At 47.6% G+C, this 14,931-nt stretch carries 10 protein-coding genes; 1 reads left to right on the plus strand and 9 read right to left on the minus strand.

Translation table 11 applies throughout. The features are described 5' to 3' along the window. Nucleotides 1–23: 23 nt before the first annotated feature. From VJ249_08455 to VJ249_08475, 5 genes are all read right to left on the minus strand, one after another. On the minus strand, nucleotides 24–911 hold the full coding sequence (locus VJ249_08455; protein ID HKZ94593.1) for a DUF362 domain-containing protein: 888 nt from the start codon (nucleotides 909–911) through the stop codon (nucleotides 24–26). After that, on the minus strand, nucleotides 908–1,915 hold the full coding sequence (locus VJ249_08460; GenBank protein ID HKZ94594.1) for a Gfo/Idh/MocA family oxidoreductase: 1,008 nt from the start codon (nucleotides 1,913–1,915) through the stop codon (nucleotides 908–910). Before VJ249_08460 ends, VJ249_08455 begins: the two co-directional genes overlap by 4 nt. A 46-nt stretch (nucleotides 1,916–1,961) precedes the next feature. Beyond that, nucleotides 1,962–3,449: a sulfatase gene (locus VJ249_08465; protein ID HKZ94595.1), complete on the minus strand. Its 1,488-nt coding sequence runs from the start codon at nucleotides 3,447–3,449 to the stop codon at nucleotides 1,962–1,964. Nucleotides 3,450–3,499: 50 nt separating this feature from the next. Further along, nucleotides 3,500–4,252: a class I SAM-dependent methyltransferase gene (locus tag VJ249_08470; protein ID HKZ94596.1), complete on the minus strand. Its 753-nt coding sequence runs from the start codon at nucleotides 4,250–4,252 to the stop codon at nucleotides 3,500–3,502. Nucleotides 4,253–4,341: 89 nt separating this feature from the next. Beyond that, a complete protein-coding gene (locus VJ249_08475) occupies nucleotides 4,342–7,668 on the minus strand; it encodes a hypothetical protein (protein HKZ94597.1) in 3,327 nt (1,108 codons plus the stop codon). A gap of 220 nt (nucleotides 7,669–7,888) precedes the next feature. Here VJ249_08475 and VJ249_08480 point away from each other — a divergent pair, with 220 nt between their 5' ends. Next, the gene (locus VJ249_08480; GenBank protein HKZ94598.1) at nucleotides 7,889–9,361 is read left to right on the plus strand and encodes a hypothetical protein; all 1,473 of its coding nucleotides are present in this window, start codon (nucleotides 7,889–7,891) and stop codon (nucleotides 9,359–9,361) included. Between the two features lie 15 nt (nucleotides 9,362–9,376). On the opposite strand, the gene VJ249_08485 is transcribed toward VJ249_08480, so the two are convergent. Genes VJ249_08485 through VJ249_08500 form a run of 4 tightly spaced genes read right to left on the minus strand, consistent with a single transcriptional unit; the run spans nucleotide 9,377 to nucleotide 14,929 of the window. Further along, nucleotides 9,377–10,552 carry a glycosyltransferase family 4 protein gene (locus VJ249_08485; GenBank protein ID HKZ94599.1) on the minus strand — a complete coding sequence of 392 codons (1,176 nt, stop codon included), beginning with the start codon at nucleotides 10,550–10,552 and terminating at the stop codon, nucleotides 9,377–9,379. A 55-nt stretch (nucleotides 10,553–10,607) separates the two neighbouring features. After that, the gene (locus VJ249_08490; protein HKZ94600.1) at nucleotides 10,608–12,740 is read right to left on the minus strand and encodes a DUF2206 domain-containing protein; all 2,133 of its coding nucleotides are present in this window, start codon (nucleotides 12,738–12,740) and stop codon (nucleotides 10,608–10,610) included. A 36-nt stretch (nucleotides 12,741–12,776) separates the two neighbouring features. Beyond that, nucleotides 12,777–14,006, minus strand: coding sequence for a glycosyltransferase family 4 protein (locus VJ249_08495; protein ID HKZ94601.1), 1,230 nt, complete (start codon nucleotides 14,004–14,006; stop codon nucleotides 12,777–12,779). Nucleotides 14,007–14,038: 32 nt separating this feature from the next. Further along, nucleotides 14,039–14,929: a glycosyltransferase gene (locus VJ249_08500; protein ID HKZ94602.1), complete on the minus strand. Its 891-nt coding sequence runs from the start codon at nucleotides 14,927–14,929 to the stop codon at nucleotides 14,039–14,041. Nucleotides 14,930–14,931 lie beyond the last annotated feature (2 nt).

Genomic DNA, 14,931 nt, shown 5'->3' on the forward strand with positions numbered 1-14,931 from the left:
AAATGACAGGCAGTACTTGTCGCCTATTGCTTCGCAATACCAAGTTTTCTAACGGTAGCTAGGCCCATCTTGGAGATGAGATCCCAAACTTTGTCCTTGGTAGTTCTCCGAAAGAAGGGGGTGTAGTGCGCTAAGCTATCGCCAACGACTTTGGGAGTGATTGTTCCCAGTCCTTCCTTGTGGGCTAAGGCTATGTGAGCTGCTCTTTGTGGGTTTATGCCCAGGATTTTGGCGGCCAGCGAGTCAACTGCAACCGGGTCGATGCTGGCCATGATGAGCCCCAGCTTCTTCGTTTGCTTTCCTCGAACCCACGTGCCATCTACGAGGCAGAGGTCTGGCTTTAGAGCCTTGTTCGCTGCCACTATTGCTGCATCGATGGGAGAGGAGTTAATCGCCCTGTTTTGAGCTTGAATTATGTCAAGACTGTTCTTAAGTGCGCATGAGACTACGAATTCTGAGGACAACTTCATTTTTGGGACGGTAACAAAGAAGTCGGCAGTGTCAAGAACGCTTGGAACGAGAAGCTCATAGGGGGTTCCTGCGACGTTTACTTCGATTTCATGGCAGTCGGTTTTGCTTAGGTTGACAAGCCGTGCGTTCTTCTTTGTGGCTACCCTAGAGTATCCGAGGAACTTGAAGAGAACTTCACAGGGTGCAGCTTGTGTGTCTGAACCAACGATTAACACGTCAAGGCTCTGTGATGTTGATGATCTCAACAGGTCTATGACGTCGCCAACAACGTGCGGATTAGTTGTTAGACCCGTAGTGTGGTCCCAGTAGTAACACAAGTCAGGCTTGATTACGACACTTTTTATGTTCGAATGCATATCAAATTGTATCAGTCTGAGGGACTCTTGTATGGTTTCCTGGAAGTCTGAATTTATAGAGGATACTAGGCTTACTAGGCTCATTTTGTCTTCACTCGTGATTTAGTGAAGTGAATCGAGTTCTCATACGCCTTTGAAATCACTTCCAAGTCTCGAAAGGCGTCGGCAGCCGAGGGTTCGGGGGATATATCGTTTAAGATGCAGTTGACGAAATACTCAAGCTCATTATGGAACGCCTGTTCCTCTTCTGTTGGTTTGAGTCCCAGAAGATTAAGCGCATGAGTTATTTTCCTTTGTCTATCCACATTCATTGAAACGGTTTCTGATGTGCCGAACACTTCCATGGATATTGACTTTCTTTGCGCGAACCAGCCGACGTTTACGCTTGCTGATACTCCGCTTTTGAATCTAATCAGACATAAGGCGTGGTCTTCCATAGGCATGTTGAATCGGTAACCAAGATAACTTTGGACGGCAGCTAGCTCGTCTTCGAAATACCAGAGAAGAAGATTAATCATATGTGAGCCCAAGTCGAGGAGCGCTCCGCCTCCTGTAAGTTCTGGGTCAAGCCACCACTGGGGAATTGGTGGAGGAGACGAGACATTCATTGCAGGAAAGAATGGCCCGTGCCATACATTTGTAGCATGAGCTACTACGACCTCTCCCAAGTGTCCACTGTCGATCTCCGACTTGATAGTTGCAAACTTCGAGAATCGCAACGGATATCCCACCATGATCTTGACACCGGCTTTGGAGGTTTTGGCAACTATTTCTCCCCCTTCAGCTAGATTTCTGGCTAGAGGCTTCTCGAGAAGAATGTTTTTTCCATGCTCAGCCGCATCAACCGCGCATTCCTGGTGAAGAAATGTGGGTAGCGCGATAACCACAGAATCTATTTCCGAGTCTGCCATGAGTCTTGAGTAGTCTTCGTAAACCTTCTTTACACCCATAGCTTTGGCAACGCCACGAGCACGCTCCTGAGTATCAGCTACTGCAACTAGACGCGCGTTTTTCAGACGCATAGCGTTTCTTAAATGAAATCTTCCTACTCCTCCGAGACCTACTAGGCCGAGGTTAACCGTCGTCAAGCCTGAATTCACCACAAACGTGTAAACAGATTGCTAAAGCACTAAACTACACGTATCCTAGTGCCTTAAGCCGATCTATTATCTGCTTTTTCTGTTCCTTTGGGAACTCTCGCGCCCCTGCGTATGACAGATCAACTGTGTTAGCAAGTTTTTTCTTCAGTTCTTTTGTTACTTGAGGGTGTTCTTTAGAAATGTCCAGCAACTCATCTGGATCGTCCCGAATGTTGTACAATTCTTCCCTATCCCTCCAGAGTATGTACTTGAAGGTGGACGTCCGAATTGCCTTGCACCCTCGATCGATTTTAGTGAGTTTGTTTCGTGTGGATTCAGGGAGACTCCAAGCGTTTAGACCTCCGAATGCTTCGGTGTGAAGTGCGCCATATTCGGCGCACACGAAATCGTGGGTTCCGTCCTTGTCGGACTGAAATAGGCTTTTACCGTCTATGACCTGTGTGTCTTTGACTTGGGCTGCCTGTGTCATTGTTGGGTATAGGTCCACGAGTGATACCAGACCTTGGATTTTCTGATTGGTAGGAGCTATGTCGGGGTATTTCATTATCAATGGGACACGAAGAAGGCTGTCGTAAAGGCACAGTGGGTGGACCGCTAAACCATGGTCGCCAAAGTTTTCTCCATGATCTGACGTTAATAATAGCAGTGTGTCATCCAAAATACCGTTTTCTTTGAGGCTCTGAACTAGATTTCCAATATGGGAGTCCAGATAGGCTATTTCGCCGTCATACCACGCTCTGATTATCTCCCATTCTTCACGAGACACAGAGGCTTCCTTTACAGAAAAAGAGAAGCCTCCACCACCGCTTGCAATCCACTGAAGTTTTCGCATGTCAGTGGTCCTTTTGGAAATTTTTTCAGTGGTAAGTCCCAGCAGGGAGTTGGCGAGCAACTCTTGCAGGTAAAGCGAAGACTCATCGAACTCGTTACAGAACCGCCCTTTGAATGGACTTGGCGGATCGTACGGTGTGTGCGCTGTGAAATAATTGACAAACACGAAAAAGGGTCTATCTCTGTGGCTTTGCTTAGTAAAGGCTTTTATCATCTCAGTTGCTTGGGAGGTTCCTTTGTCTGGTCCGCGAACCATACGCCAAATGAAATCCTTGAGTTCTGAAATTCGTCTTCGCTTGATAAGGCGAACAAGCGATGATTCTACAACCTCAGCGTAATGTGTGAATCCTTTCTCAAAGCCGCTTCCCAACCCGAGTATTTGACAGCATGTCACTCCGAGCGTATCGTACTTAATCGCCAATGATTCTGCGATCGTGGTGTTTTCGCTTTTCAGACGAATTTCCTTTCCTAGAGTTTTGTGACGCGAAGGGTATTTGCCTGTAAAGATTGACGCGTGCGATGGAGGCGTCCAGGGAGCTGCGGAGAAGGCATTCTCGTACAAGACCCCTTGTGCAGCAATTCTGTCAATATTTGGACTGGTTTTTCTGTCGTAACCATAGCAGGAAAGGTGATCAGCTCGCACAGTATCCATCACTATTAGAATGATGTTAGGAAGTTTGTTTTCAGTCATAGCCAACCACTCGCCAAACTTGGCTTCACTCGATGTGATGATTCAATCGGCTATATGCGCTTTCTGCAAATGGCAAAGAGGTGCAAACACAGGCTTGGCACTAGGCGCCCTAGCTCTCTCTCCAATCTGTCAAGTTTCAAAGCTGAGACTAGGCTTGCTACCAACGGAATGAAGACGTAGTCGCCCTTCACTTTCATCACGATGTAGTTGCATTTTTGCAGAATAGTTGTGAAGAGCATCATGTGCATATGTGGGAAATACTTGTGAGGGTATTTTGGGGTAAGTCCTAGTGACTCATAGATTCTGGACTTGAGCCTCTTAACATTTGGCACTTCAACGAGAAGCTTTCCGTCGTCTTTCAGCGATTTGTGAAACTCGCCCAGTCCTCTTGTCATGTCCTGAACACTCACAAATTTTCTTGCAAAGATCGTGTCAAAGGATTCTGGTCGAAACGGAAGACAGGTATTATCAGCAACCACAAATGAAATGCCCTTTTCGCGTTTGAACCTGTTGACCAAGTCTATGCCCACAAGATTATTGTAGCCACTGGACGCAAGCGTTCCTGCAATGACTCCCGAGCCGCATCCAGCGTCTAGGATAAGAGAGGATGGTTTGGAAAAAGAAGAAATCAGCCTCACATATTCTTTGAATGTAAGAAGTCTCCCACGCGAAGGCTCGAGTATCCTTTGCCGTCTCCATAGGTTTTGATAATAGATCTTCTTGTCCAGCATTTGATCCTCGCTTTCACCGTAGAGGATTGAACCGGAGGTTCCCTTAGTAGTATGGATGTCCTTTGCTTGCATAACCAACTTCCCAAGAATTAGCTGACGCCCGGGGCTCAATCTCGCGTGTGGAAAAAAGTGCTCATGTTGATTGAAGCCGCGACGCTAACCTACCGGTACACCCCTCTGATGTCGTCTATCTTGAAATAGCCCGCACTCGCTCTGAGTTCCCAGTCAAAACGGATGAAGCTGATAGAGTTGAAATTTACAGTGCCAGTCCTTGAAGTTGGCGCGGAAAGATCAATCGAAGCAAGTGTCCATGAGTTTGAGGTTAATCCTGTAATCGTGTAAATGTTGTAGTTGCTCCAGCTGGTTGCAACCATAAGTCTGAGCGGCTTTGATGCATCGGAAACTTTTATCCACATTTGAAGCGACGAGTATGCGGAAAAGTTCATTGCTCTTTGCATTGTGGCATAGCTGTGCCATGGCGGCGGACTGGACGCAGTCACAACTATGGCGCCTGCGCCCTCTTGAAAATCTGCGTTGTCAACACTCAAGGTTGCAGCTGTTGCCCACCATCCTGAGAGAGAATCGCCACTGTCAATCTGAGCTGTGGTTATTCGTGTGAAGAATGCGGCTACCGTGTGGTCTGATGTGCCAACATTAAATGAATATGAAGGTTGCGTGCTAACACTTGCTCCGTCCAGTTCCCAATGGTCAAAAGTGTAACCTGAGAGTTGTGTGGCGCCTATTGAGAAAACAGTATTCTGAACCACAGTGTATACTCCCGCTGCGGGGCTTGTTGTTCCGCTGTTAATTGGAGAGACATCTGAGATTGTAACCGTGGCAGTCGGTATTGAAGTGAAAAAGGCGCTGATGGCGTGGTCTGTCGTCGCAACATTGAACGAATATGGGTTAGCAGAGCCGACATTGCTCCCATCTAGTTCCCAGTGGTCAAAGGCATAGAATGTTGAGGGCGTTGAAGAAACGGTAAACAGTGAGTTTTCAGGCACTTGATGTTGTCCAACAGCTGGACTTGCGGTTCCACCGCTGGGAGGTGAAACACCCACCGTTACTGTAACCGTGGGCACAGGAGCGAAGAATGCTCCAATGCTGTGTGAAGATGTGCTTACGTTGAATGAGTAGGGGTTGATTGAACCTGCGTTCACTCCGTCCAGTTCCCAGTGGTCAAAAACGAAACCTGTGTTTGGCGTGGCTGTTATTGAGTACAACGAATTCTCCGCCACAGTATATGTTCCAATTGTGGGGGTCGTGGTTCCGCTGCTCGACGGTGAAACCGCAGACACATCCACGGTAACTGTCGGTACTGGCGGCCCATAAACTACTTCGAGTTTTTGTCCGCCTTGGCCTTTGTTGAATTCAATGTAGATGTATTTGTCATCTGTATGTTTAAGTTGCCCGATGGAGCGATTGTCAACGAAGTTGCTAAAGCTTCTTCCGTTGACTTGAGTTGGAAACTTCCAGACGTAGTCTTCCAAGTCGCTGGGCGCATCAAATTCAAGGGTTATTTTCCCTGCACTGTAATAGGCGTTTGATGTGGTTTGAAGCATATTTCTGGAACTTTGCCAGAACACGAAGGCTTCACGAGGGTTTGCTGGCTTGATCGAGTCTGTATACTCCGGGAATGAAAATGAAGTGTTATAGTTCAAGCGATGCGTAAAGGTGCTTACTACCGGGTATACAGTCTTAACCATGTCTTCAAGCGGCGCAAATCTATCATACGGATAGATAAATTCCTCATTCGCGCTTGACAGAGTGTATTTGGAAGTTTCGGATTTCTTGCCAAATCCCACATAGTACATTTTCCCATCATATTGGAACAGAACCCATGGCAGACTGTCTATCACTGCGTCCGCCTCGGGGGGATGATTGTCATATGGATGCGAAATGATAACTTGATCTTCTTCGAAGCCGTAACCAGTTCCGCCGAACTTGTCCTTCATCCAGTATCTATTGGCTTCATACCTTTCACGAATGTACGTGGTGTTCAACACAAAACTAGCTCCATTCCACATTGCATACGAGCTGCCGTCTGCCAGTCTGACATGCTGCCATCCGTGAAAGCTATAACTCAAACCGTAGTCAGCTGCATACTGTCTCCACCTTGGCAGGTTTGTTCCCTCGTTTTCGATAAGCATCGGCGTCTGCCACCAGCCTATGTTGATTCTTTGAGGTTGCGAGAAGTCAGGTGAGATTGCGCACCAATAGAGCTTTCCTTGAACAGTTTGGTAGGTCATGTTTTCCCACATTTTGTAGCTGACATCGTCGCCGAAATTATTGTTTTGATTGAAATCAAGTTTGATACGATCATAGTTCCCTCCCAGCGTGCTATTGTAAATTATCGCACGGTAGGTTCTGGAATTTCGTAGGTTTGTCTGCAGGACGCCGGTTACATCGGTGTACATGACTCTTGAACTTGGCATTCCAGTGTATCCAGAGGGAGCTCCGCTTGTCAAAGTCAAGTCAGCTACGCTTGAAGTTCGTCCATAACCCAAAACGCTGTATTGATAGTCAAAGACCCATCCCGATTGAAGAACTGACTCCGGAGGCAACTGATCACTTCTCCATCGATAAGTGTCAGTATCTATTCGGATGATCCATGCGCCTTTCCAACGTTTGAAAGGCATTATCTTCACCGGAATCTCTTCGATGTTGTTAAAAGCAAAGTTGAAGGCATGCCCCCAAAAGTCCATTCTGTATTCAGTCCAAGTTGCCGGGTACCTTGCAGGAGCGTACTCCATAGCAAACTCGTTCAATCCATAGCCGAGGTACCAGACTTTTCCACTGCCATATGTCATGTTAGCCATTCCAACAGACCAGCCGCCACTCCACGTTTTGTTAAACCATAAGGTCATTCCGGTGTGCTTTCGAATTACGGCGTGCGTGTAGAGCGACAAACCAAACGTTAAGCTTGTGCCCTCTCGATATTCCTTGACCCCATCAAAAAAGGTTCTTATAACGCGAGCTGAAACGGTGAGCCCTCTCCATTCAAAACCAACATCCGAGGAAGCAAGATTAAGTAATGCCGGAACTGCGTTTGCAGCGCGATTGAAGATAATCGCGTTCGTACCGTTACCAACCGCCCAGTATATGTGCTGTTGATTTGCAGCTGTCGAATCGGTTGGCTCATAGTCCAAGAGCAGGACAATTGCTTGATACTTTGGTAAACCGTTGGCGAACTGAAGGGAGTAACGGCCTGGAGGATTGGTATCCGATGGTCCCGAAATCATGTCGTCTTGAAACAGATCGTAGGGGACGCCTCTGCCTTGCATGATTCTTTCAATTCTTTGAATGGAGTTGTAGGTGAGATCCCGGTAATAGTTGTACCCGCCCATTATGATTACGGCCCACTTGAGAGGGATTTGGCTATTTGGATCTGACTCCGCAGCCTTTGTTGTCGCGGGAAGGAGAGCTGCAGCAATACTTATGCAGATTAGAATGAGAGCCGCATGGGCGTTAGGTTTCTTGATGTTCATTAGAAACACCATTACTCTTCAGCTTGTTGTTTTTCTATGTCATCGTTCCATTTGAATCTATGTGAGGTTTTTCTATAGAAGAATCTGAGAAAAGATCTATATAACTCGTCGGAGAACTACAAAATCATTAAAAGTTTTAGATGCGTATTTGTACACGTGTAGAGCAGAAATGCAACAACGTTTATTAAGATTTACGATAGAGAGTACTCAAGTGGCTATCTTGAACAAAACAACCCTTTTGGCCATTTGTCTCATGTCATTTCTGGTGGCATACGAAGTATCCGCGGCGTTTCCTCCCGCAGTGATAAGAAGCTCGGGCTCAATAGGTCCTATTCAGACAGTTAACGTTGATAGTCTGAGCCTTTGGATTGCAGACTTCATGGCAGACTTGCTGAGCCCCAATTTTGATAGCTCTGGGGACGCTCAAAGATGGCAAAACGCTTTACAGGATCTGATTGACGCACAGCACACGCCACCGCCGAATAGCGAGGTAACGCATATCCAAATGCGTATCTGGTACGACATCAATCTGGGTGCCGGCTCAACCGCAGCCGACTGGGTGAACCCCTACTTAGGCTCAGCCGACTCTGGACAGACTCCGGTCATGAACAACAACCAATGGCAAAGATGGTATTTTAACCGTGACAACAACCTGCAGGCGGGGCTGTCCGCGGCTCAGCGCATCCACAGCGCGGGGCTTAACATGGAGTTCATCGTTTCAGGCGCGTGGAACAGAGACATCTCAGATCCCGCAAAGCCGCCACCGTTTTTCAGGGGTAGAAGAGAAGCAGACTATCCGGAATGGATGGCTGCTGGCGGAGGCGAGACTTTCCTAAGAAACTACTATGAGAATGTTCTGAGACCCGTTGCCGACTTCGTGGCACAGTCACCGAATTTCGTGAATGGTGACATATTCGGGGTTGCACTTGAGATGGTGTATCCAGAGGCAGATTTTACATGGTTGCACAATGACACTTGGATAAGGATGATCAATGGAGGAACAGGATCCACACCGTATTTAGATGATGACCCGACAAAGCCAGGGATCAGAAGAATCTTCCAAGACGCTGGCAAGGGTGGGGTCATCTTGACCTTACAACATCAAGGCTGGTACGATGATTATGGACTGGGCTACAACGCTGTAAAACAGATCAATCCCAGCGCAAATCTTGGGACTCAGTACCAAGGGCTATCCGGGGCATCGTACCTCAGTGTGTTCGATTTCATATCAATAAGCGAATGGGTAACGGTTGTGAGAAGACAAGATGCTCCTCCAGATGGGACGCCTTGGAATGAATCAGGGCGATATCTTTTCAGAGACGGTTGGTTCAACGATTTGACCTATGCAAAAACGGGCACTCCATCACAGCAAGGCAGGAACTTGATCCAAGACTTCGCCACATTGTCTGAAGTCATGAACGGAACAAAGATTCTTATGAACTCAGGATACGAGTCGCGACACTATGCTGGAGTCACGTGGCCTCCCTCAGGAACCTTGGATCACACAGCTCAACGCGAAGCGTGGGCTGGTCACCTGCTTGCACTGGCAAACCAAACGTGGTGTGCAGGTCAAGACTTTGAAAGATACACGGAAGACAAAGCATACAATCCTAACGACAGCCGAACATCCTGGAGAAACGCGCTGGCGCAAGACGTCATCATAAGCATAATCGCATCCATCAGAACACCGTGAGGCTCGACGCAACTTTCAATCCGAAAGGCAACTCTTTATTGCTTGCATCAAGGAACTTACAGTTGCATCCCATGAATACAGCTTAGACCTCTTGCAAGCCTTTTTTCCCATTTGCTCTCTGAGGTTACGATCTGACAACAGCTTTTGCAAGGCCTTCCGCCAGTGTTCTGCAACGGGGTCAACTAGGAAACCGCAGTCTCCTACCACCTCAGGCACTCCGCCGGCTCGACTGGCGATGATGGGCTTGCCGCATGCCATAGCCTCAAGAACCGACAAGCCAAACGTATCTTTAGTGCTTGGGAAGACGAAGACAGCGCACTTTTGAAGTAAACTAACCAGTCTTTCCGGGGTCGGTGCCGGTTCTATTCGGAATCGGTTCCCCAGGTGCAGTTTTTCTGCAAGACTCACCAAGTTCTCTTTGTACCACGCGAAACGAGGCTCCACATCGCCTGCAAAGACCAAGGAAAAATTGGGATTCGCGTCTTTCATTGCCTGCACAGCGAGCTCAAGCTTTTTCTGAGGATGAATCCTTGCAACGCATAAGACGAAGGGTTCTTCCTCAAACGTTGGGTAGAACTCTGAATGGTTCACGCCTAGAGGAACTATGCCAAATTCCGGTCCTGCCTTACTGCTCTTCATTCTTATGGCTTGATCGTATACGAAACGACTATGGGCCAAGATCATTCCTAGCTTCTTAAGACTGCGATTGCTCCAGATTCCTATGGGAGAAAGTTCAATGACTTTTTGGTCTATCTTTTCGCGTAGCGTGTTGACATGGAACGGTGCGACTCCTCGAGGAAGTACATGAAGACAAACTACTCCCACAGGTTTCTTGAGGTGATAGAAGTAGGGAGGCAACCAAAGCTCGCCTGTGTAATGGAAAACGACGACATCGGGGCTCCACTCTGCTGTTCTGCGACTTATCTCCATTACCGCAAGTGTCCGGGCCAGATAATAGTCGACGTTTTTCCCAAGCGCAAGGTTCACAGAACGTGCAAATGAGAAATCCTCAGTTGGCACGACCTCCACGGGCGTCTGAAGCATTTGTGGAAAGCAAATTTTCGTGTCCATTTTCAGGGCAAAGACTCTGACGTTGTGCCCTTGAGCTTCCAGTATTTTTGTGGCTTCATAGATGAATCGTCTTGAGCCACTTCTGACCGACAGGTCTTCTTCGATCATCGCCAGTTTCAAAGGTTTTTCCTCGTTAGGCTTTCCGTAACGTGTAGAATCTCGTCTGTCTCAGTGTTCATGGGTTTTCCGGGATTATGCCAAGGATTTCGCAGTCGCCGTTTGAGTATACGACGTTCTGGGATTCTATTTGCTTTGAGATTTCAGATGCGTTCCACAGAAGCCCTAGAGCCACCATTTTGCCCTCAATCAAATTGATCCTTCGCAGAAAAACATATCCGTTAGAGGAGAATTCGGTAACGTTAGACAACACAACGGAGTAGTCTCCAGGAATCCCACCATAGCTCGTTAAGACATGGTAGGTCGAAATGTAGTCGCCATACACCATTGAATCTGAAACGTTCAGCTGCTCAGAAACCCATTGCGCGGCGGCAACCTCCTTGCTATCGGTGATATAGCTGTACAGCATAATCTTGTCCATTCTGTAACCGCTAAGAGACAGCGAGTAGCTACTGTCGCCGGCGACCTCGTACAGAAAGCCAGTCTCAAACAGAAAGAACGGAACGAGTACAAGTGCGATAAGGCTCAGCGCCTTGCCTTGAACTCTCTTTTTCAAAATGTAGGTGACGGTTGCCTCGCCCCCCATGACGCAGAATGGAGCTAGAAATAGAAGCGAGATTTGAAGAAATCGTTCCATGCGGAAATATCTCGCAAAGTTGGGAAGCGCAATTCCCATGATGAGTATGAGCAAGTTCATGTATGAAAGCATCGCGTACTCGTTGCCGAGGCTCTTTGTTTCCTTCTTGAACAACATCCTTGCGACGCCCACCACAATGAAGAACTCAGTGATGTAGAAGAAGATCCTGCCGACCAAATGGCCAAGAGATGATGCTTCGCCTGCCCCTGGTAAGCCTCTCAAAACAGTCGTCGTTCTGGCTAACGGGTTGAAGAAGTCAAGAAAGAAGTTGTGTGATATCTGCTCGCCCACCTCAGTAACTGCTTCAAATGGAACCGCTGCAGAAGAGAATATGTACCATGCAAAAGCAAGCGTGAATATCACGAGAACCGTGCCTAAATCAATTTTCGAGCTTCGCTTGAGGTCAGGGTAGAAGAATCGCCCAACGATAGGCAGTAGCCACACTGCCAGAATCAAGAACAGAAAGATGTATGACAGCGAATAATGTGAAACCACCAGACCGATACCGAAAAGGATGAAAAGAAAGCTTCGCTTAAACGTACTCAAGCGGTTTTCCAAAAGGACAATGAACAGCAAGACGTAGAAGAGCTCTGCGACCATCTGTTTGGCAGGAAACCCGTCTATTGAAAAAAAGGCAAGATTGGAGATGAGGAAGAAGACCGACAAGAACGCGACTTCTTTTCTCATTCTGGCGGAATACAGTTTGTAGAGGGCAAGAGGCACGAAAGCTAGGATTCCGGGGAACACAACCTTGAAAATCCAACTACCATCCAAACTGGTTACCTTGGAGTACATGGTGGGGAGAACTGTGACACTAAGCATGCCGTTTCCTTTTGCAATACGGTCGTCAAAGGACACCAAAGCTGAGTTCCAGTGTGAAGCATCATTGGTCAGTTCGAAGACATTGTATTCGCTGTGAATGTCCCATCCTATAATATAGTTAGTAATCAGAGACGAGTGGAACAGCAGAGCAATGGATATAGCTAACAATGCAGCCGGATAGAGCCTGTTTGGAAGCACTTTCTTTGAGATTACTCCTAGGCTGACCATAGCGACAATAAGAATCAGAGTCAGGAGCAAGACGAGGTTGCTGTTAAGGTTGTTAACTGCGTAGACCCCGAGGACGCTTAGAAATGGTAGGACAAAAAAAGGCGCTAAGTGATACAACGGATCGCCACTTAGAGCCAAGGATCTACCATTCTTTAGAGAACCTAGCAAACATGGCAGGAGTACGATGATGTTGGTTGCCAAGAGAATGGGTGGTAAGGAAAGAGGATGTGTTATGCCCACCATGGGGGTGAGTTCGTTCAAAAGCAGACCTATGAGCATGAGCATAACTAAGCTTAGGCCAACGGAATAGAGTATGACTTCGGAAAGATCGCCTTCATCCCAGCTGAGCGCCTTGAGAATGACCAGTCCTGGGATAAGTGTGAGATACACGGCCCCGACAACTTGCCTAGCATATGGAACGTTCAGAAGCACAACAAGGTCTACGAGTGCTTGGAAAAGTAGAATAAACCCTGTGAATGACAATGAATGTCCAGCTTTTGACAAGCTAATCAATCCTCTTGCCCAGCGGCATTTGTGGGCTCATGATAATGAGTTGTATTTCAAATATGTCTTCTCTAGCTGCTCAGAAAGCACTGTCCATGACAGATGCTTGACAGCCTTCTCTCTAGCCATCTGTCCCATCTTCCTCCACAGATCCATCGGTTGGCGCATTGCCTGCACAAGTTTATCCGCGAGGTCAGCAGAGTCGTTCGGTTTGGCTAGCCAGCTGAATCCTCGGGTAACTCTTTCGATTTCTGGCAGTGCGGTTGCGACTATCGGTCGACCGGCAGCCATGTAGTCCGCGAGGCGTAATGGGAACCGTGCCCGGTCGAAGATCGTATCCCTAATCGGTAACACCAAGAAGTTTGATGCACCGAAGTACAATGAAAGCATGGAAAGCGGTTGCCATCCCACGCAGCGTACGTTCTTTTCAATTCCAAGCGACTTGATCCACGGAATGCATTTTTCGCTTCCCTTTCCCAAGAGAAATAGAATGGCACTTGGATGTTCTTTTAATGCAGACTTGTGGGCTAAGAGAAGGTCTAGGATTGGGTCGCCAGGCCGAAGCGGAACGAAAAACGTGGATTTGTTGCAGATGTAAATCATTACGTCCGCTGGCAACCCCAGCTCCTCTCTTGCTTTCCTCATGTCCTTAGGTCCAATTGCATCAGTGTTCGCTCCGTTTGGCAGCATGACTATGTCCTTTTTGTTCACTCCAACCTGAAGTGCCCTTTGCCGTAGGACCTCCGTTGTTACTGTAATCATGTCAGCGTAAAGCGGAGTCTTCTCTTCCAAGAATGTGAGTAATGGTATAACCATGTTGTTTGCTCCTTCCCCGTGAAACAAGTTCAACGAGCCGCCTCGTCCCATCCAATCGTCCCAGTCTACGAAGAGTGCAGGTCTTTTGGATCGACGTTTCACTCGGCAGAACATAGCAGGAATCGCGTTTTGAGGAAAAGCTGCATCATAGACATGTATTACGTCAAAATCCAGAGACGTTGTCCACAGGTTTAGACACGTCTGAGTGATAAGAGTAGATGCCCTAGCTGCGGTCTCTAAGAGAGAGTTACTGCTGACTGATATCAGCGAAGGAAGTGAGAGAATTTTGACACCAGCCACAACTCTACGGGAGGCATGTAACGAAGGACTCTTGCTCTGACATACAAGAGTAATGTCGTGTCCCCGAGATGCTAAGGGCATTCCAAGATTGAAGGCTCGCCAATAGCCTGCAACGGCCTCAAAGGCTGATGTTAGAAAGAGAATGCGCATTCGCTTTGTCCCCGGGGGTAGTCCTGTATCCGTTAAGGCTGGTATCTGTCAAGATGAGCGGAGACAAAACCAAGTAACCAAGCCATGTTCTTGAAACAATATTGAAAAGGCAGGAGGAAACTGATTTTTCGATGTGTGGCTTTATAGGCGATGTTTGCGTGTGTAAGCCCTTGGTACAGAGCAGCTGGTGGAGTCTTTACCCAGGTAGGAAAGAACCCGTTGTACTTGTGATTGACGAAGTGACTCCCATAGCCATACCAGAGGTATTGACGCCACAAGTCACGCCAAGTTTCTTTTGTTTTGTGAAAAAATTCGCCTCCGCTTGCGTCTAGTGCCCACCCTGCCTTCATCAGTTTGGCAGCAAGATCGATATCCTCACCTGCGCCCGTTATGTTTGTGTCGAAACCTCCTACTTGGCGCAAGGCGTTAAGCCTACAGATTGAGCCGCCGATGCCAACTAGCTTCGAAACGTCTGATTTGGCGGTGGTTTGCGTTGGTTTATGCTCTGAGGCTCTCATGTTCTCAAGTTGCGCCGCAAGTCCCCCATTTTCAAGCAACATCCATTTGCCTCTAGCTTTGGCCACCTTTGGGTTTCTTTCCATGAACTCAACTTGCGTTCGCACATAGTCTTTGGATAGCTCCATATCGCCATCAACCCAAATGATGTATTTGCCTTTAGCGTTGTCCATGGCCATCTGTCTCGCTTTTCCAAGCCCAGCTCCACCCGTTTGAAGAATCCTTAGTGGAACTTTGGTTTTTTTGAGTTCTTCGATCATAATAAGTATCGTGTTATCACTGCACCCGTCGTCCACCGCGATAGCTTCCAAAAGTTCGTGTGGCATGTCTTGATTTGCGACACTTCTGACCGCTTTTCTAATCGTTGCACCAGAGTTTTTGACGCAAAGAGCTATCGAAACGAGCAAAA

It is taken from the genome of Candidatus Bathyarchaeia archaeon, from assembly GCA_035283685.1.
GTDB lineage: Archaea > Thermoproteota > Bathyarchaeia > Bathyarchaeales > Bathyarchaeaceae > DATETJ01.

Excerpts from the sequence above, each read along its gene's own strand:
- VJ249_08475 (HKZ94597.1), bottom strand. The coding sequence starts at position 7,668 with ATGAACATCAAGAAACCTAACGCCCATGCGGCTCTCATTCTAATCTGC.
- VJ249_08495 (HKZ94601.1), bottom strand. The coding sequence starts at position 14,006 with ATGCGCATTCTCTTTCTAACATCAGCCTTTGAGGCCGTTGCAGGCTAT.
- VJ249_08470 (HKZ94596.1), bottom strand. The coding sequence starts at position 4,252 with ATGCAAGCAAAGGACATCCATACTACTAAGGGAACCTCCGGTTCAATC.
- VJ249_08465 (HKZ94595.1), bottom strand. The coding sequence starts at position 3,449 with ATGACTGAAAACAAACTTCCTAACATCATTCTAATAGTGATGGATACT.
- VJ249_08455 (HKZ94593.1), bottom strand. The coding sequence starts at position 911 with ATGAGCCTAGTAAGCCTAGTATCCTCTATAAATTCAGACTTCCAGGAA.